Raw genomic sequence first — 17,719 nt, 5'->3', positions numbered from 1 at the left:
GCGGACATGCCAGATTGGGAGGAGAGCCGGTGGAGCTGCTCCTGCTGACCTCCGATCCGAACCCGGAAGCCGTGCTGCCGTCGCTGGCGCTGCTGCCGCACAATGTGCGGCCCGCGCCCACCGAGGTGGCGTCGCTGCTCGAGGCGGGGACGGCGGATGTGGCTCTGGTCGATGCCCGCACCGACCTGGCCGCCGCGCGCGGACTGTGCAGACTGCTCGGCAGCACCGGTTCCTCGGTGCCCGTGGTGGCGGTGCTGACCGAGGGCGGTCTGGTCGCGGTCAACGCCGATTGGGGACTGGACGACATCCTGTTGCCGGGAACCGGCCCCGCGGAACTCGACGCCCGATTGCGTCTGCTGGTCGCACGCAACGGCGGCGCGGCCAGTCCGGAGAACACCGGCAAGATCACGCTCGGCGAACTGGTCATCGACGAGGGCACCTATACCGCGCGGTTGCGCGGCCGCCCGCTCGACCTGACCTACAAGGAATTCGAGCTGCTGAAATATCTCGCGCAGCACGCCGGCCGGGTCTTCACCCGCGCGCAGTTGCTGCAGGAGGTCTGGGGTTACGACTTCTTCGGCGGAACCCGCACGGTCGACGTGCACGTGCGGCGGTTGCGAGCCAAACTCGGCAGCGAATACGAGTCGCTGATCGGCACCGTCCGCAACGTCGGTTACAAGGCGGTTCGCCCGGCGCGCTCGGCCAACAACAAGGGCGGTGAGCAGCCGGCCGGCATACCGGACGAGGGCGACGACGGCGCCGACGACAACCAGTTGACCCAGGTCAACGGCAGTCCGTCCTGAGGTCTGTGGGCCGGGGCGCGAACGGGACGCCGGTGCGGTTGGTTGCGGCGCGGCCGCTCGGTCGGCGAAAAGGATTGCGCCCGAACGAAACCGGCAGCCGGGACAGATGCCGGCCGCGGGCGGGAATCACGGCGGTAGCCGCGCCGGTTGTCGGAAGGGGCCGGTTGTCGGAAGAGCCGGTTGGCCGGCGGACGTGAACGGATGAGCGAGGAATGGGTGTGAGCGTGCAGGTGCCGGACTGGACCACCGAATTGGCTCCAGCGACCGCGGCGAAGATCGTGGACCTGGTGGAACGCGCGAGTGCCGCCGACGCGGTCGCGCCGATCTCCGAACAAGCGGTGCTCTCGGTGACCGCATCCGGGCCGGCCGAACACGACCGTGCCGATGCCGATGCCGATGCCGGTGCCGGTGCGCCGGTCGGACGGACGCGGCACCTCGCCGTCGAGCGCGACGGCGAATTCGTCGCGTACGCGAATCTCGTTCCCGCGCACGGTGATCACCCGGCGATGGCCGAAGCCGTCGTGGATCCGCGGGTGCGCGGACGCGGGATCGGCGCGACGCTCGTCGCCGCGGCCCTCGAAGCGGGTGGCCCGGGTGCGCGGATCTGGGCGCACGGCAATCTGGCGCCGGCGCGGGCGGTCGCGGGGCGGCTCGGACTGACCGTCGCGCGGGAGCTGTGGCAGATGCGACGGGCCCTGGCGAAGGCTCCGGGCGGCGATCGGGCAACCGTCGAGCTACCGGAGCTGGAGGTGCCCGCCGACATCGTGCTGCGGACCTATGCCGGGCCCGCCGACGACGCGGAGCTCCTGCGGGTCAACAACGCCGCCTTCGACTGGCATCCGGAGCAGAGCGGCTGGACCGAGGCCGAGATCGCGGTCCGGCGGGCGGCGCCCTGGTTCGACCCGAAGGGTCTGTTCATTGCCGCCGATCCCGCGGATCCCACGCATATCCTGGGCTTTCACTGGACCAAGGTGCACGAACCGGACGAAACCTCGGACGCGGTCGGTGAGGTCTATGTGGTCGCCATCGACCCGGCCGCCCAGGGGCGCGGTCTGGGGCGCGTGCTCACCCTCGCGGGCCTGCACTATCTGCGCGATCGTGGTCTCGGCGCGGTGATCCTCTACACCGAGGCCGACAACACCGCGGCCGTGCACACCTACACTCGTCTCGGGTTCGAGACGGCCCACATCGACGCCGCCTACACCGCCCGGTGATCCGCCCTCAGTAACGCTGCGGCAAATCTCACAGGTTCGAACCGCAATCGCGCCGGGTTGTTCACTCTGCGTTCACTTGCCCAGGTCCCGCTGTCAACCGGACGAATCTACTTTGATCGTGGGCGGCATTCGCTGCTCGGTGCGCAAGTTCTCTGCGAACGGCCACCCACAGGACCCGTCCGGTCGTTGAGGGATCGGACGTGTACGAAGCGTTTCCCGGAGGAACAGGTGAATTTCAAGCGCAGCGGCGCTCTCCTCGGCGTGCTGGCGGCAGCCGGCACTCTGACACTGACTGCCTGTGGTAGCGACGACAACTCGGCCGCGACCGGTAACACCACCAAGGTCGATGTGGCCTGCGGTGGCAAGAAGGCTCTGAAGGCCAGCGGATCCTCCGCTCAGAAGAACGCGATGGACCGCTTCATCGCCGCCTACGAGCAGAACTGCGACGGCGCGAAGCTGGACTACACCTCCAGCGGCTCCGGCGCCGGCGTGAACGAGTTCGTCGGTGGCCAGACCGATTTCGGTGGTTCGGACTCGGCTCTGGACCCGAAGAAGGACGAGCCGAAGAAGGCCGCCGACCGCTGTGGCGCACCGGCCTGGAACCTGCCGACGGTCTTCGGTCCGATCGCCGTCACCTACAACCTCGACGGTGTCACCAACCTGACCCTCGACGGCCCGACCGCGGCGAAGATCTTCAACGGCACCATCACCAAGTGGGACGACCCGGCGATCAAGGGCCTGAACCAGGGCGTGAACCTGCCGTCGGACCAGATCCACGTGATCTTCCGCAGCGACGAGTCGGGCACCACGGACAACTTCCAGCGCTACCTGGACGCCGCCTCCAACGGCGCATGGGGCAAGGGTGCGGGCAAGGCGTTCGCCGGCGGCATCGGCGAGGGCGCGAAGGGCAACGAGGGCACCTCGGCCGCCATCAAGAGCACCAAGGGCTCCATCACGTACAACGAGTGGTCCTTCGCCCGGTCGCAGAACCTGTCCACCGCGCAGATCATCACCGACGCCGCGGTGAAGCCGGTGGCGCTCAACGCGGAGTCGGCCGGTAAGGCCATCGCCTCCGCGAAGATCGTCGGTCAGGGCAACGACCTGATCATCGACACCAACTCGTTCTACAAGCCGACCGACCCGGGCGCCTACCCGATCATGCTGGCCACCTACGAGATCGTGTGCTCGAAGTACGCCGACGCCGACACCGGCAAGGCCGTCAAGGCGTTCCTGACCTCGGCGATCACCAACGGTCAGAACGGACTCGAGGACTCCGGCTACGTGCCGATCCCGGATGCGTTCAAGACCAAGCTGACCACCGCGATCAACGCCATCTCCTGATTGCGAACCCCATGACCGTCCACGACGAAGTCACCGCCGCGGGCCAGTCGGATTCGACCGGCCCGCGGACGGGCAATGAAGTCCCGCCGGGAGATACTTCCTCCATGCCGAGTGAGTCGAGCACCAAGCCGGCCGGTCGCGACACCGGCGGTCACAGCCGCCGGGGGGAGACCGTTTTCCGTTCCCTGGCCACGGCCGCCGGGGCGACGATCGTCGCGGCGATCGCGCTCATCGCGCTGTTTCTGCTGATTCGCGCGGTGCCGTCGGTGGCGGCGAACAAGGCGAACTTCTTCACCAGCGCCGAGTTCAACGTCACCAATGCCGACAACATGCACTTCGGCATCCGCGACCTGTTCATGGTCACGGTGCTGAGTTCGCTGCTGGCACTGCTGATCGCCGTGCCGCTCGGTGTCGGTATCGCGTTGTTCCTGACGCAGTACGCGCCGAAGGTGTTGTCGCGTCCGTTCGCGATGCTGGTCGATCTGCTCGCGGCGGTGCCTTCGATCGTGTTCGGTCTGTGGGGTTTCCTGGTGCTGGCCCAGAAGCTGGCACCCTTCGAACAATTCCTGAACGACAAATTGGGCTGGTTCTTCCTGTTCAAGGACGGCAACGTCTCCATCAGCGGCGGTGGCACGATCTTCACCGCCGGTGTCGTGCTCGCGGTGATGATCCTGCCGATCATCACCTCGGTCAGCCGCGAGGTCTTCCACCTGACTCCCCGGGCGCACATCGAGGCCGCGCAGGCCCTGGGCGCCACCAAATGGGAGGTGGTGCGGATGACCGTGCTGCCGTACGGCCGCAGCGGTGTGATCGCCGGTTCCATGCTGGGCCTCGGCCGCGCGCTCGGTGAAACCATCGCGGTGCTGATCGTGCTGCGTACCGCCGCGACACCCGGCCACTGGTCGCTGTTCGACGGCGGCTACACCTTCGCCTCCAAGATCGCCTCGGCCGCTTCGGAATTCAGCCAGGCGCTGCCCACCGGCGCCTACATCGCGGCGGGCTTCGTCCTGTTCGCGCTGACCTTCATCGTCAATGCCCTGGCTCGGATCGCCGCCGGCGGGAAGGTGAACGGGTGATGACCACCACGTTGGACAAGCCGATCAAGGCGCCCACGTTCCGCCACGTGAGCCTGGGCCGCAAGGTTCGCAACAACCTCGCCACCTCGGTCATGTGGCTGTGCTTCGGCATCGCGCTGGTGCCACTGGGCTGGGTGCTGATCCTGGTGCTCAACAAGGGTTTCCACGCGATCGTCAGCAGCGGCTGGTGGACCAAATCGCAGAAGGGCGTGCTGCCCGACCAGTTCGCGGGCGGCGTGTACCACGCGATCTACGGAACGATCGTGCAATCGGCGGTCGCCGCGGTGATCGCGGTGCCGCTGGGCATCATGGCCGCGGTCTACCTGGTCGAATACGGTCGCGGCTGGCTGGCGAAGACGACCACCTTCATGGTCGACATCCTCGCCGGTGTGCCCTCGATCGTGGCCGCGCTGTTCGTCTTCGCGCTGTGGATCGCCACCTTCGGTTTCCCGCAGTCGGCCTTCGCGGTGTCGCTGGCTCTGGTGCTGCTGATGTTGCCCGTGGTGGTGCGCAGTACCGAGGAAATGCTCAAACTCGTACCCGACGAATTGCGCGAGGCCTCGTACGCGCTGGGCATTCCGAAATGGAAGACGATCCTGCGGATCGTCGTGCCCACCGCTCTGCCCGGCATGATCAGCGGTATGTTGCTCGCGGTCGCCCGCGTCATGGGTGAAACCGCGCCGGTGCTGGTCCTCGTCGGCTATTCGAAGTCGATCAATTTCGACATCTTCAACGGAAACATGGCCTCGCTGCCACTGATGATCTACCAGGAACTGGCCAACCCGGAAGCGGCCGGCCGGATGCGAGTGTGGGGCGCGTCGCTGACGCTGATCCTGATCATCGCCCTGCTGTACATCGGCGCGGCCGTGGTCAACAAACTGCTCACGCGGAATCGATAGAAGCGAACGGAATACGACAATGGCCAAGCGGATCGACGTCAAAGATCTCAACATCTACTACGGCAAATTCCACGCCGTATCCGATGTGTCGCTGACCGTATTGCCGCGCAGCGTCACCGCTTTCATCGGTCCGTCCGGTTGCGGTAAGTCGACGGTGCTGCGTTCGCTCAACCGCCTGCACGAGGTGACGCCGAATGCCCGTGTCGAGGGCGCGGTGCTGCTCGACGGTGAGGACATCTACGGCTCCGCGGTCGACCCGGTCGGCGTGCGGCGCACCATCGGCATGGTGTTCCAGCGGCCGAACCCGTTCCCCACCATGTCGATTCGCGACAACGTGGTGGCCGGACTGAAGCTGCAGGGGGTGCGCAACCGCAAGGAGCTCGACGAGGTCGCCGAGCGCTCGCTGCGCGGCGCCAACCTCTGGAACGAGGTGAAGGATCGTCTCGACAAGCCGGGCGGTGGCCTGTCCGGCGGTCAGCAGCAGCGTCTGTGCATCGCCCGCGCGATCGCGGTCTCGCCCGACGTGCTGCTGATGGACGAGCCGTGTTCGGCGCTGGACCCCATCTCCACGCTGGCGATCGAGGATCTGATCTCCGAGCTGAAGAAGGAATACACGATCGTCATCGTCACCCACAACATGCAGCAGGCGGCGCGTGTGAGTGACCAGACGGCGTTCTTCAACCTGGAGGCCCAGGGCAAGCCCGGCAAGCTCATCGAAATCGACGAGACCGAGCGGATCTTCTCCAACCCCACCCAGAAGGCGACCGAGGATTACATCTCCGGCCGCTTCGGCTGAGCTGTACCGCCTCCTCAGGCGTCTGGTGGGGTGCGCCCCATCCGAGTTCGGAGACCCCGTCGCTGGTGCGACGGGGTCTTTCCGGTTCCGGACTACGGGAACGACGTATGACACACATCACATAGCCGGTCGGAGTGTGTCCTCACTCATCTCCTACCGTAGTCGGTTGTCTGAAACTGGCGGTAACAGTTACCTTTCTCCTGAACTAAACCGATCGTTATAGTCAGGAGGCGGGATGACGGTGTCAACGGCGAGACCTGTACCCCAGCAGGGGATTCCGATCGCGACGCGGATGCGGATCTTCGCGTTGATCGCGATCTGTCTGGCCGAACTGCTGGTCGTACTGGACAACACGCTGGTCAATGTGGCTCTGCCGTCGATGGCGGTGCAGTTGCAGGCGCGGATGAGCGGACTGCAGTGGATCGTGGACGCGTTCACCCTGGCGTTCGCCGGGCTGCTGCTGCCGCTCGGCCATCTGGGCGACCGTTACGGCCGCCGCCGGCTGATGATCATCGGCCTGGCGGGCGTGGCCGTCATGTCGGCCGCCGGTGCGATGTCCTCGGGCCTCGGCCAGGTCATCGCCGCGCGCGCCGGCATGGGCGTCTTCGCCGCCGCGGTCTTCCCGGCGACGCTGGCGTTGATCATCAACCTGTTTCCGGAGGCGCGCGCCCGGGCCGCGGCCATCGCGCTGTGGACCGCCATGGCCGGTATCGCGGTGGCGATCGGACCGGTGACCGGTGGGTGGCTGCTCGAAAACTTCAGCTGGCACGCCGTGTTCTGGATCAACGTGCCGATCGCGGCGATCACGATCGCGGCTGTGCTGGTCGTCGTCCCGGAATCGCGGGCCGACCACAGCGGCCGGCTCGATGTGCTCGGCATCGGCCTCTCGCTGGTGGCGGTCACGACGCTGGTGTGGACGATCATCGAGGCGCCGAAGCACGGCTGGCTGTCCGGGCGCAGCGTCGGCGGTTATGCGCTCTCGCTGATTCTGCTTGCGCTGTACGTGATCTGGGAGTTGCGGGTCGAATCACCGGTGCTGAACATGCGGCTGTTCCGGATCCGGCGCTTCTCGATCCCGGCTCTGGCGATCACCGTCTCCTATTTCTGCGCCTTCGGATTCCTGTTCCTGATCACCCAGTACTTCCAAGGGGTGAAGGAATTCAGTGCCCTCGAATTCGGCATCCACTCCTTGCCTTTCGCGGCGGCCGTGGGCTTCGGCGCGCCCCTGGCGACGCTGGCCGCGCAGCGTATCGGCACCACCGCCACCGTGGTGTGCGGTCTGCTCCTGCTGGCGGCCGGAATGTTCTTCGCGGGCCGGGTGACCGTCGAAACACCCTATCTGGGAACGGTTCTGGTCTCGATGGTGCTGATGGGCATCGGCTTCGGCGTCGTGCAGGGGCCGGCCACCGAATCCATCATGGGGGCGGTGCCGATCGAGGAGGCGGGCGCCGGATCGGCGGTCAACGACACCACCCGCGAGGTGGGCGGCACCCTCGGCGTCGCCGTCCTCGGCTCGATCATGACCTCCGTCTACACCGGACGAGTCGGCGCCCGCATCGACGCGATCCCGGACGCGATCATGAATCCGACCCAGAAGAGCCTGGCCCGCGACACCCCGATCAGCGTGCTGGAGATCGTCAAGGCACCGATCAGCCCGTTCTTCACCGGCGCGAAAGCCGATCTGGTGCATGCCATGAAGGTGGCCGCCCTCGCGGGCTCGACGGCCGCATCCTGGGCGGCGGTCGGCGCACTACTGGTCTGCGCGGCGCTCGTCGCGGCACTGTTGCCCTGGAAACCTCAGCGCGGCGCGTCGTTACTGCTGGGCCGAACCACGGAGGAAGTCCCGGCGAAAGCCGAAACCATCAGCCGCACATGAAAGCTCGCTGCCCGTCCGCGATCCGGACGGGCAGCGGCCTCCGTCCGGACGGGCGGGACGGCTCTCTCAGATCTTCTCGGTCTCGGCGTCCGGGTCGGGCGGCAGCACACCGGTCACGAGGAAGACGACCCGGCGGCCGATCTCGACCGCATGGTCGGCGAAGCGCTCGTAGTAGCGGCCCAGCAGCGTGACATCGACGGCGGCGGCCACGCCGTACTTCCATTCCCGGTCCATCAGCAGCGAGAACAGGTGGCGATGCAGATCGTCCATCGCCTCGTCGTCCTCGTTGAGCTGCGCGGCCCGCTCCGGATCGCGCGTCTCCAGGACCTCCTTGGCGGCGGCACCCATATTCACCGCGATGCGGCCCATCTCGGCGAAGTAGCCGTTCACCGATTCCGGGAGCGCGTGGTTCGGGTGCCGGCGGCGGGCCACCTTGGCCACATGCAGCGCCAGCACACCCATCCGATTCACATCGGAGACGATCTGGATGGCGCTCACCACCTGCCGCAGATCGCCGGCCACGGGCGCCTGCAGCGCCAGCAGGGCGAAGGCCTTCTCTTCGGCTTGCGCAATCATCTCGGCGATCCGGTCGTACTCGGTGATCACCTGTTCGGCCAGGGAGATGTCGGCCTGCAGCAGCGACTGGGTCGCCCGCTCCATGGCCGAGCCGGCCAGTCCGGCCATCTCACCCAGAAGATCGGCGAGTTCGGCCATTTGTTCGTTGTAGATGACACGCATGAAACCAAAGACTAGTTCCCGGCTCTGACCAAGTCACGAACGGTGGGTGAATCGTCGGTGCCGGGCGGACCGGCGATGTCGTCGCAGGTGAGCGCGGCTCACTTGCAGAGGTCGTCGCCCGCGTTGACGTGTTCGAGGTCGGAGGGGAGTGTGACCGGCGTCGCGGCGGTATCGGTGGCTCCGGCCGGGGCGGGAACCGGCGACCCGAACGCGGTCGGCGTGCCGACGGTGCCGGAGAAGTCCGCGCCGAGGGCCACCTCCACGATGCTGCCCAGGCTCGAGGAGACGGCCAGTTTCGCGCCCGGCAACGCCGAGGCAACCGTCGCGGCCTCGGCCTCGTGACCGGCCGAGTAGCGGACCGTGGTGTTGTCGATCGTGCCGCCGGAGTAGTTGCCGACGTTGTAGATCTGGAAGCCGTCGGAAGCGAACCTGGTCGCCGCCGTACTCGCCACGCCGGTCACTCCGGATCCGTTGGAGACCTGCACCGACACCGTGCTCGGATCCACAGCGGTCAACTGCGGCGGGGCCGGAGCCGGAGCAGCCTTGGACGGTTCCGGCGCCTTCTTCTCACCCGGCAGCGGCTGGTCGTCGATGATCGCCTGGAAGATCGCCTTGATATCCGATTCGCGGGGAATCTCGTTGCCGTAGGAGGTGGTGCCCGCGGTCGGCACAGTCAGGAACGTGATCGCGCCCGCGCTCACCTTCTGCAGCGAGCGGCCCAGCATCAGCAGATCCTTGGTGTTGACGTTGTCCATGAAGGCGTGGCTGCTGAACGCGCTGATGAAGCCGTTGAGCTTGCCGATGTCGAAGAGCACCTTCGAGGACAGGGCACCGCGCAGCAGCGAGGACAGGAACAGCTGCTGGCGGTGGATGCGGTCGTAGTCGCTGCGCTCCTCGCCCTGGACGTGGCGGGCGCGGACGTAGTCCAGCGCGGTCGGGCCGTTGAGGATCTGACGGCCCGGATTCGGCAGCACCGTACCGAGCTCCTCGTCGACCAGCGGCCGGTTGGTGCACACCTCGACACCGCCGATGGTGTCGACCATCGACTGGAAACCGCTGAAGTCGATGCCGACGAAGTGGCTGATCTTCAGGCCGGACAGTCTCTGAATCACCTTGGTCAGGCATTTCGGCCCGCCCAGGGCGTAGGTGGCGTTGAGCTTGTCACCGATCGCGGAGGGGAATTTCGCGTCGGTGTATTTGGCCTTGTCGTTGTCCCAGCCCTCGCATTCGGGGCGGCTGACGTCGAGGTCACGGGGGAACGAGACGGCGACCACGCGGGAGCGGTTCGCCGGAATGTGCACCAGCATCACCGTGTCCGACCGTGAACCCTCGGCATCCTCGGTGGTGCCGGCGCCGAGCTGGCTGTCCACACCGGCGCGGGTGTCGGTGCCGACGATGAGGAAGTTCTCGTCACCGGTCTGGCCGCCGGGATCGACGATATCGGAGGAATTCTCGTCCAATGCCGATACCTGGGTGAAACCGTTGTCGGTGGCGCGCAGGTAGTTCCAGCCGACCCCGGTCATCACGAGCGCCAGTACCGCACACATCGACGTGGTCACCCGGGCCGCGAGCCGGGCACGCCGGCGTCGGCGCTGCCGGCTCGCCGCCAGCCGCGACAACGGCGGCTTGCCGACCGTCTCGGGGCCGGCCGAAGCCGTTGCCTCCGTGCCGGATTCGTCGTCGGGTACCGGCAGCTGGTCGGTCACCTGCTCGGCGACGGGCGCTTTGACGGTGCCGGGCCGATCCACCGGACTGTCGGCGGCCGGAGCACGCTGGACCGCGGTCTGCTGGGCATCGGCGGAAACCGGTGCGGCACTCCGCGTTGCGGTGGATTCCGGTCGTTGCGATCCCGGTTTCGACGCTGCGCGTGGAGCGGATGCGCCCCCGAGACGACGCGGGTCCGCGGCCGCACCCGGCGGAACCGGAGCGGCCGGCGGGCGTGTGCCCGCCGCGGGTTCACGCTGCGCGGCGGCCGGTCCGGGTTGGGGCGGCGCGACCTTCGGATCGGCTCGCCTGCCCGGTGCCGCAGGTGTGGCGGACTGCTCGGAACGCGGTCGGCGAGTGCGCGGATCGGGGGCCGGGCCGGATGTACCGCTCGCGGTGTTGCCGTCGGCAGGTTTGCGGCCGCGTGGGTTCGGGATGGCGCTCGATGCGCCGGTCGGTGCCTTCCCGCGGACCGCGGGTCCGGCTGCGGCCGGACGCGGCCCGCCGCCGGGGGCGAGGTCGCGTGGGTCGTCACGGCGTTCGCTGCCCCGGCCGGGCGGGTTCCCCGGCTGGGCGCCGCCACCGGTCGCACGGTTCGCGCCGGTGGCGGGCCGGGCGGCGGTGTTATCCGTTGCGCGCCCGCGGTTTCCGGCCTGACGGCCGGTGTTCTCGGGCTGCGGGGTGCGGCCGCGGCCGGTGCCGCTCTCGTTCGCGGTGCGGCGCTTACCGGCCTCGTCCTTGCGGCGGCGCTCGATACGTTCACTGTCGACCCGCTGCACGAGGTCGTGGACGGTGATCGGCTTGGAGCTCTGCGGTTCGTCCGCACGCCGGTTACGGGGGGCGTCGTCGGAATCCGGCGCAGGGTATCGCTCCCACGGGGCGCGACCTCCGGGCCGGGACGAACGCCCGCGCCGATCGTCGTCACCCACCAACGAACCTCACTTCACTCTTCGTCGCGACCGGAGCTGTCGATTCCATCACTCCGGTGGCGGCACGCGCAGTCACATCCGGCCGAATCGGCTCCAGCCATGATAACGATTACGGCACAGTTGGCCACTTCTCAACCAGCCATCACTGTCGGCGCAGGTCGGATGCGCGTCAGCCTCCGCTGTGCATCACGTCGGCGGCCGAGGGCACGGTGGGATCCTCGGGATCGTCGAGCCAGCCCTCCGGCAGCACCACCTTCGCGGCGGGGGAACCCTGGCGCCCGCGCGGTCCCTGCGCATCCGCGGGGAACGGCACGTCCGGCGGCAATTGCTCGATCAGCTCGCGCAGCTGTGTGAGACTGCCCACGGTCGCGAAGCTGCGGCGCAGCTGCGAACCCAGCGGGAAGCCCATGAAATACCAGGCCATATGTTTGCGGATATCGCGCATGGCCTTGTCCTCGCCGTCGTGGTCGACGAGCAGGGTCGCATGCCGGTACAGGATTTCGCCGACGCGGCCCAGCCGCGGTCCGTCCGGAATCGGTTCCCCGCGCAGCGCGGCGCTCAGTTCGGCGAACAGCCACGGCCGGCCCAGGCAGCCGCGCCCGACGACCACACCGTCGCAACCGGTTTCGGCCATCATCGCGAGTGCGTCTGCGGCGCTGAAGATATCGCCGTTGCCGAGTACCGGAATCGTGGTGACGGCCTCCTTGAGCCGCGCGATGGCCGACCAGTCGGCGGTGCCGGAATACAGCTGCGCGGCGGTACGGGCGTGCAGCGACACCGCGGCGGCGCCCTCGGCCTCGGCGATGCGACCGGTGTCGAGATAGGTCCGATGATCGTCGTCGATGCCGATGCGGAATTTGAACGTCACCGGCACACCGGCGGGTTCGGCCGCCGCGACCATCTCCCGCACGATCTCGGCGAACAGCCGTCGCTTGTAGGGCAGCGCCGCACCGCCACCGAGCCGGGTCACCTTCTTCACGGGGCAGCCGAGGTTCATATCGATGTGGTCGGCCCAGCCCTCGCCGACGATGATGCGCACCGCCTCGCCGAGCGTCTTGGGGTCCACGCCGTAGAGCTGCATCGAGCGGGGATGCTCGTCCTCGTCGAAAGCCATCATGTGCAGCGTCTTCTCGTGCCGCTCGACCACCGCGCGGGCGGTGATCATCTCGCAGACGTAGATCGAGGTGCGGCTGCCGAATTCGCGGCACAGCTTCCGGAACGCGACATTGGTGATCCCGGCCATGGGCGCGAGCACCACCGGCGGATCGACGGGGTAGGGGCCGATTCGCAATCCGGTTCTGGTGTCGAGTGCCGCGGTCACGAGTTCCAGTGTCCCATCCGAATGGCAGTGCGAGAGATCACAGGTCCCCCAGTGCGTGCGACGGGACCGGTGCTGTACGGCACCGGTCCCGGTCGTCGTCGTGCGGGCGAGCTCAGCTCGCCACGGTGAGGTCGCGCTCGCGCTTGGCGGCCTCGCGGGCCAGCATGCGGTCGCGCTGCTCCTCGAACTTCAGGACGTCCTTGCCCAGCTTGTCCAGGAACAGGCCGAGCCGCTCGCGGGTCTGCTCGCCGCGCGCGGTGAAGTCGTCGCGCTCGAAGATCTGCCACTTCTTCAGCACCGGCTGCACCACGTCTTCGAGGTGCTGACGCAGGTCGTAGATGCCGTGCTTGGCCATCAGCACACCGTTGCGGCGGAAGTTCGGCATTCCGGCGCCGGGCATCTGGAAGTTCTCGAGAATGAGGGTGATCGCGTCGAGGGCCTGATCCGGCGCCAGATCCAGCGCCGCACCGCACATGTTGCGGTAGAAGATCATGTGCAGGTTCTCGTCGGCGGCGACACGCTGCAGCATGCGGTCGGCGATCGCGTCGTCGCACACCTTGCCGGTGTTGCGGTGGCTGACGCGGGTGGCCAGCTCCTGGAAGGTCACGTAGGCGACCGAGTGCAGGAAGCCGGCGTCGGCCTCGGCGGGGGAGGCGAAGCCGTTGGTCATGTGGACCATGCGGGCCTGTTCCAGCGCCACCGGGTCCACGCCGCGGGTGACCACGAGGTAGTCGCGCATCACGATGCCGTGGCGGTTCTCCTCGGCGGTCCAGCGTCCGACCCAGGTGCCCCAGGCGCCGTCCTGGGAGAAGTTCTCGGCGATTTCGCGGTGGTAGGAGGGCAGGTTGTCCTCGGTGAGGAGGTTGGTGATCATCGCGGCCTTCGCCACTTCACTGAGCTTCGACTGCTCCGGATCCCAGTCGACACCGCCCAGCGCGGCGAAGTTGCGGCCCTCGTCCCACGGCACGTAATCGTGCGGGTGCCATTCCTTGGCCATCGAAAGGTGCCGGTTGACGTTTTCTTCGGCAACCGGCTCCAACTCCGTCAGCAGCTCGAGTTGAGTCAGATCCCTTGCCATACATACGCCCTTCGGTGTTGTCCTGCGATATTGCTGGTCGCCCCCCTGCTGGCCGTGCCGCAGCCGCCCATACCTTACGGCACCGTAGGTGTGATACGAAGCGCACCTGTATGAGTTCACAGCGTCGGTGACAGAACTCATATGGGTGTTCGGCACATGCCCCAACCGGTTGCGAGTGTAGGGGGGAGACCTGTGCCCCAACGGTGTATCGGCTGGGAGGCCCGAACGTTAGCCGAGTATCGGATTGCACAGGTCCGGGGCACCCGGGCCGCGGGACGACGCCGGAGACGGCGATGGGCCGGAGCTTTCACTCCGGCCCATCGGTGTGCCCCCACCAGGGCTCGAACCTGGGACCTGCGGATTAAAAGTCCGTAGCTCTACCAACTGAGCTATAGGGGCGCGGTCCGCAAGTCTAATGTTTCGCGCGCGGAAGTGGTAACCGGTATCCGTGTGACGGTGTGGCGGTGGGTATCTGCCCTGGTCGCGCGGCGTTCGACGGCGGGGTGACCGCTCCCGCGAGCGGGATCGCCGTCGGTGATATCCGGGCGCCCCCCGCAACGCCGGGCGGCGCCCGCCTCGACGGCCCGAGGGATCCGGACACCGGGCCCGCCGGTTCCGGAGCGCCGCGGCGTCCCGTATACCCGGCCGATTGCCGGGCAATCGCCTTGCTCAGCAATTTGTTTCAGCGCGGAAGTGTGGAAACATTGTCCAAACGTAGTGCGTGACAACATATTTGGTACGGGAGGTGATCGTGTCGGTGGATCCGCCCGGTGGCGACCGCAGCGGCCGGGATGAGTCCCGGGTATCCACGGCGCCGGCCGGTGGTGGTGAACATTGCTGGGGCGCGCCGGAATTCGCATACCCGGGCGCTAACCGGGCATTTGCCACAACCGGTTCCGGTTCCCGGTGAAGTGACTCCCCGGTACGTGGCGCGTCGTCCCGGGATTCGGGGTACGGTGATCGCTTGGTGAATTCCGGCGAATCCGGGAGATCTTCCGGCCGTTGGGATTCGGCCGAAGATTGTGGTGCCGGCACATCTCGCGACCGGCCGGGCCGGTCACGAGGTCGGAGGAGGCGACGTCGCAGGAGGCGGATCCGAGACGAACAAAACGCCCGGGTGCGCACCCCCTGCGGCGCACCCGGACGTCGAAACTATACCAGCTGGTGTGTTTCAGGTATCCCTGCGAATTTTCGTACCAAAAGTCTGAAAGCCGGGCGTTAGCCCGGAATTAAGTATTTGAAAATCTAATAACTTCTCGTCGAGGACCGTCCCCTATCGGTTCCTCCGGCGGCAAGCAGCTTCGGAGGCGTTTCGAGCATGGCACGGCAGCAAGAGCGGGCCCGCCGGACACGGGCGGCGATCATCAGGTCCGCCGCCGTTGAATTCGGGAAGAGCGGCTATGCCGCGGCATCGCTGAATCGCATATTGGAGGGATCGCGCGCGACCAAGGGCGCGATGTACTTCCATTTCGACTCCAAGGAGGATCTGGCCCGGGCGGTGCTGGACGCTGCCGTCGAACGATATCGGGCGACCACCGAAAGGTGGCTGGCCAGAACGGATCTCGAGCCGCTGGACATCATGCACGGGATGATCGACGAGGTCGCGCTGCGCTTGGAGAACGACATCATCGCCCAGGCGGAGTTCCGGCTCGTGATCGAACCGGAGTTCTATCAGGACGCGCGGGCCGGCGGCAGTCGCATCGTCAGCCGGTCGGCGCGGCTGCTCGCGGTGCGCGCCGTCGACCGCAAGCAGCTGCGCCTGGACACCGACCCGGACCGCTTCACCCGCACCCTGGCCGCCGCGCTGGCCGGACAGCGCTACATCATCGATCTGCTCGGTGGCGGGGTCGATCTGCGCACCCGATTCACCGAGGCGCTTGAGGTGATCATCGAGGCGATGGCGACTCAGGATTGGCTCGAGGAGTTCCGCCGGCACGGCTGGAAGGCCTCGGCACGCCTGGAAGATCTGAATCTGGGCCTCTGACCAGCCGATTTGGGAATAGCGCAAAGCCTGTCATAAGCTATGCGAGCTCCCAACGGAAGCCGTTGAGGTACGGACCGGAGAGATCCGGCGGGCCCCCTTCGTCTAGCGGCCTAGGACGCCGCCCTTTCAAGGCGGTAGCGCGGGTTCGAATCCCGTAGGGGGTACGGTGGCAACACCGTTGAGAGCATGCAAGGCCCTGTGGCGCAGTTGGTTAGCGCGCCGCCCTGTCACGGCGGAGGTCGCGGGTTCGAGTCCCGTCAGGGTCGCTTTGTTGTACGGCATTCGGTTCGGGTGCCCCGGCCAGGTAGCTCAGTTGGTACGAGCGTCCGCCTGAAAAGCGGAAGGTCGCCGGTTCGATCCCGGCCTTGGCCACTTCAATCCCCTCGACCTGCGGTCGGGGGGATTTTTTCGTGTCCGGGTTGCCAGGGACAGATATGAATCGCTCGTTTGTCTCGGGGAGACGAAATCTGCGCGGAACGGCGGTCGGGGCGGGGTTGGGGGCCTACCGTCCGTGGTGTGGTGAAGGCGCGGAATGGTGACCTCGGGTCGGGCGAGTATGTCGCTCGGATCGCCGCGCGGATGAACGAGCAGGTGACCGGGGTCAGCTCGCTGATCAAGGATGCGCTCGAGCAGCTCATTCCGGAGTTGCGGGGGGATGCGCGGACGGTGGAGTTGCTGGGGGCGAGTGTCGAGGGGAATGTCGACACGATTCTGCATGCGCTGCGGCACGGGATCGCGGTGGAACGGATCACCGCGCCGACCGCCGCGCTCGAATACGCGCGGCGGCTCGCGCAGCACGGGGTGCCGGTGAATGCGCTGGTGCGGGCGTACCGGCTGGGTCAGCGGCGGTTGACCGAGCTGGTGTTCGCGGAACTGCACTCCATCGATATGGAGCCGACGACGCGGATCGCGGTGATCGAGGAGATCACCGACGTGCTGTTCGCCTACATCGACTGGATCTCGCAGCAGGTGGTCGCGGTCTACGAGGAGGAGCGCGACCGCTGGCTGGAGAATCGGAACAGTGTGCGCGCCATGCGCGTTCGGGAGGTACTGGCCGAGGACACCACGGTCGACGTCGATGATGCCACCGCCGCGATCCGATATCCGCTGCGCCGGCACCACGTGGCGATGGTGCTCTGGTATCCGGACGCCGACTCCGACAGCGACGACCTGGCGCGGTTGCAGCGGTTCGTCCGGGAACTCGCCGGCGCGGTCGATGTGGCTGCCGCCCCGCTGTTCGCCGCGGCCGACCGCACCAGCGGATGGGTCTGGCTGCCGTACACCTCGGATCCCGGTGAGCCGGCCGCGCGGATCCGCCGGTTCGCCGCCGCCCGCCCGGACGCACCTCATATCGCGATCGGCGCCGCGGGGGTGGGAGTCGAGGGGTTCCGCCGCTCGCATCGCCAAGCCCAGCGGGCCCGCACGGTGGCGGCCCGGAGTGGGGCGGCGGACAAGGTCGTGGCGGCCACCGATCCGGGCTTGACCGCGGCCGCACTGCTCGGCGAGAACCCGGCGGCCGTCCGGGACTGGGTCGCCGACGTCCTCGGCCCGCTGGCGACCGACACCGCCGGCGACGCCCGGCTGCGCGACACCCTGCGGGTGTTCCTCCGCGCCGGATCCAGCTACAAGGCCGCGGCGCAGGAACTGGATCTGCACTACAACTCGGTGAAGTACCGGGTGAGCCGGGCGGTGTCCCGGCGCGGGCGACCGATCGCCGCCGACCGGCTCGATGTGGAGATCGCGCTGCTCGTCTGCCATTGGTACGGCAAATCGGTCCTCATGCGCTGAGCCCGCGACCGCGCGCCGATACATGCACGGGCGCGGCCCAACGCTGAGGGCCGGGTGGACGGCACCGTGGACGGAACCCGGCGGGGGCGCAGATTCTTTGTCTCGCGAAGACGACACTTCCGGAGTAATTCGTCCACATACGACGGTGTGGTCCAGCTCACTAATTTCTACC

At 67.4% G+C, this 17,719-nt stretch carries 13 protein-coding genes and 4 tRNA genes; 12 read left to right on the top strand and 5 right to left on the bottom strand.

All coding sequences use genetic code 11. The features are described 5' to 3' along the window. Window positions 1–29: 29 nt before the first annotated feature. The 7 genes from NMI01S_RS02705 to NMI01S_RS02675 all read left to right on the top strand — a co-directional run bounded on the left by NMI01S_RS02705 (window position 30) and on the right by NMI01S_RS02675 (window position 8,005). Window positions 30–803, top strand: a complete 774-nt coding sequence (locus tag NMI01S_RS02705; protein ID WP_062994415.1) for a winged helix-turn-helix transcriptional regulator — start codon at window positions 30–32, stop codon at window positions 801–803. Between the two features lie 212 nt (window positions 804–1,015). Further along, window positions 1,016–2,017 carry a mycothiol synthase gene (gene mshD / locus NMI01S_RS02700; protein ID WP_062994414.1) on the top strand — a complete coding sequence of 334 codons (1,002 nt, stop codon included), beginning with the start codon at window positions 1,016–1,018 and terminating at the stop codon, window positions 2,015–2,017. Between the two features lie 228 nt (window positions 2,018–2,245). Next, window positions 2,246–3,358, top strand: coding sequence for a phosphate ABC transporter substrate-binding protein PstS (pstS, locus tag NMI01S_RS02695; RefSeq protein WP_062994413.1), 1,113 nt, complete (start codon window positions 2,246–2,248; stop codon window positions 3,356–3,358). A 104-nt stretch (window positions 3,359–3,462) separates the two neighbouring features. Further along, window positions 3,463–4,434, top strand: coding sequence for a phosphate ABC transporter permease subunit PstC (gene pstC / locus NMI01S_RS02690; protein ID WP_062994740.1), 972 nt, complete (start codon window positions 3,463–3,465; stop codon window positions 4,432–4,434). After that, window positions 4,434–5,333, top strand: coding sequence for a phosphate ABC transporter permease PstA (pstA, locus tag NMI01S_RS02685; protein WP_062994412.1), 900 nt, complete (start codon window positions 4,434–4,436; stop codon window positions 5,331–5,333). The genes pstC and pstA overlap by 1 nt, the downstream gene beginning before the upstream one ends. 19 nt (window positions 5,334–5,352) lie before the next feature. Beyond that, entirely contained in the window at window positions 5,353–6,129 is a 777-nt protein-coding gene (gene pstB, locus NMI01S_RS02680) for a phosphate ABC transporter ATP-binding protein PstB (RefSeq protein ID WP_062994411.1), read from the top strand. Between the two features lie 235 nt (window positions 6,130–6,364). Further along, a complete protein-coding gene (locus tag NMI01S_RS02675) occupies window positions 6,365–8,005 on the top strand; it encodes a DHA2 family efflux MFS transporter permease subunit (RefSeq protein ID WP_062994410.1) in 1,641 nt (546 codons plus the stop codon). 66 nt (window positions 8,006–8,071) lie between these two features. Here the strand turns inward: NMI01S_RS02675 and phoU are convergent, their stop codons facing one another. The 5 genes from phoU to NMI01S_RS02650 all read right to left on the bottom strand — a co-directional run bounded on the left by phoU (window position 8,072) and on the right by NMI01S_RS02650 (window position 14,174). Then, window positions 8,072–8,743 (bottom strand): phosphate signaling complex protein PhoU, encoded by a 672-nt coding sequence (phoU, locus tag NMI01S_RS02670; RefSeq protein ID WP_062994409.1) that lies wholly within the window; start codon window positions 8,741–8,743, stop codon window positions 8,072–8,074. A 98-nt stretch (window positions 8,744–8,841) separates the two neighbouring features. After that, complete coding sequence (locus NMI01S_RS02665) at window positions 8,842–11,376, bottom strand: LCP family glycopolymer transferase (RefSeq protein ID WP_062994408.1); 2,535 nt, start codon at window positions 11,374–11,376, stop codon at window positions 8,842–8,844. A 169-nt stretch (window positions 11,377–11,545) separates the two neighbouring features. Continuing rightward, window positions 11,546–12,697 (bottom strand): tRNA dihydrouridine synthase DusB, encoded by a 1,152-nt coding sequence (gene dusB, locus NMI01S_RS02660; protein ID WP_062994407.1) that lies wholly within the window; start codon window positions 12,695–12,697, stop codon window positions 11,546–11,548. A gap of 112 nt (window positions 12,698–12,809) precedes the next feature. After that, on the bottom strand, window positions 12,810–13,775 hold the full coding sequence (locus tag NMI01S_RS02655; protein ID WP_062994406.1) for an acyl-ACP desaturase: 966 nt from the start codon (window positions 13,773–13,775) through the stop codon (window positions 12,810–12,812). A gap of 326 nt (window positions 13,776–14,101) precedes the next feature. After that, window positions 14,102–14,174, bottom strand: a tRNA-Lys gene (locus NMI01S_RS02650). 919 nt (window positions 14,175–15,093) lie between these two features. Between NMI01S_RS02650 and NMI01S_RS02645 the strand changes: the two genes are divergently transcribed. The 5 genes from NMI01S_RS02645 to NMI01S_RS02625 all read left to right on the top strand — a co-directional run bounded on the left by NMI01S_RS02645 (window position 15,094) and on the right by NMI01S_RS02625 (window position 17,547). Further along, window positions 15,094–15,759 (top strand): TetR family transcriptional regulator, encoded by a 666-nt coding sequence (locus NMI01S_RS02645; RefSeq protein ID WP_030517458.1) that lies wholly within the window; start codon window positions 15,094–15,096, stop codon window positions 15,757–15,759. Between the two features lie 91 nt (window positions 15,760–15,850). Continuing rightward, window positions 15,851–15,923, top strand: a tRNA-Glu gene (locus NMI01S_RS02640). Between the two features lie 28 nt (window positions 15,924–15,951). After that, a tRNA-Asp gene (locus NMI01S_RS02635) sits at window positions 15,952–16,025 on the top strand. Between the two features lie 32 nt (window positions 16,026–16,057). Further along, a tRNA-Phe gene (locus NMI01S_RS02630) sits at window positions 16,058–16,131 on the top strand. Window positions 16,132–16,338: 207 nt separating this feature from the next. Beyond that, window positions 16,339–17,547 (top strand): PucR family transcriptional regulator, encoded by a 1,209-nt coding sequence (locus NMI01S_RS02625; protein ID WP_084512337.1) that lies wholly within the window; start codon window positions 16,339–16,341, stop codon window positions 17,545–17,547. The last annotated feature ends 172 nt before the right edge of the window (window positions 17,548–17,719 follow it).

The organism is Nocardia mikamii NBRC 108933, from assembly GCF_001613505.1.
In the GTDB taxonomy this organism is placed as follows: Bacteria; Actinomycetota; Actinomycetes; order Mycobacteriales; family Mycobacteriaceae; genus Nocardia; species Nocardia mikamii.
The sequence above is the reverse complement of the archived record's forward strand: the minus strand, read 5'-3'. Positions and strand labels throughout refer to the sequence as shown.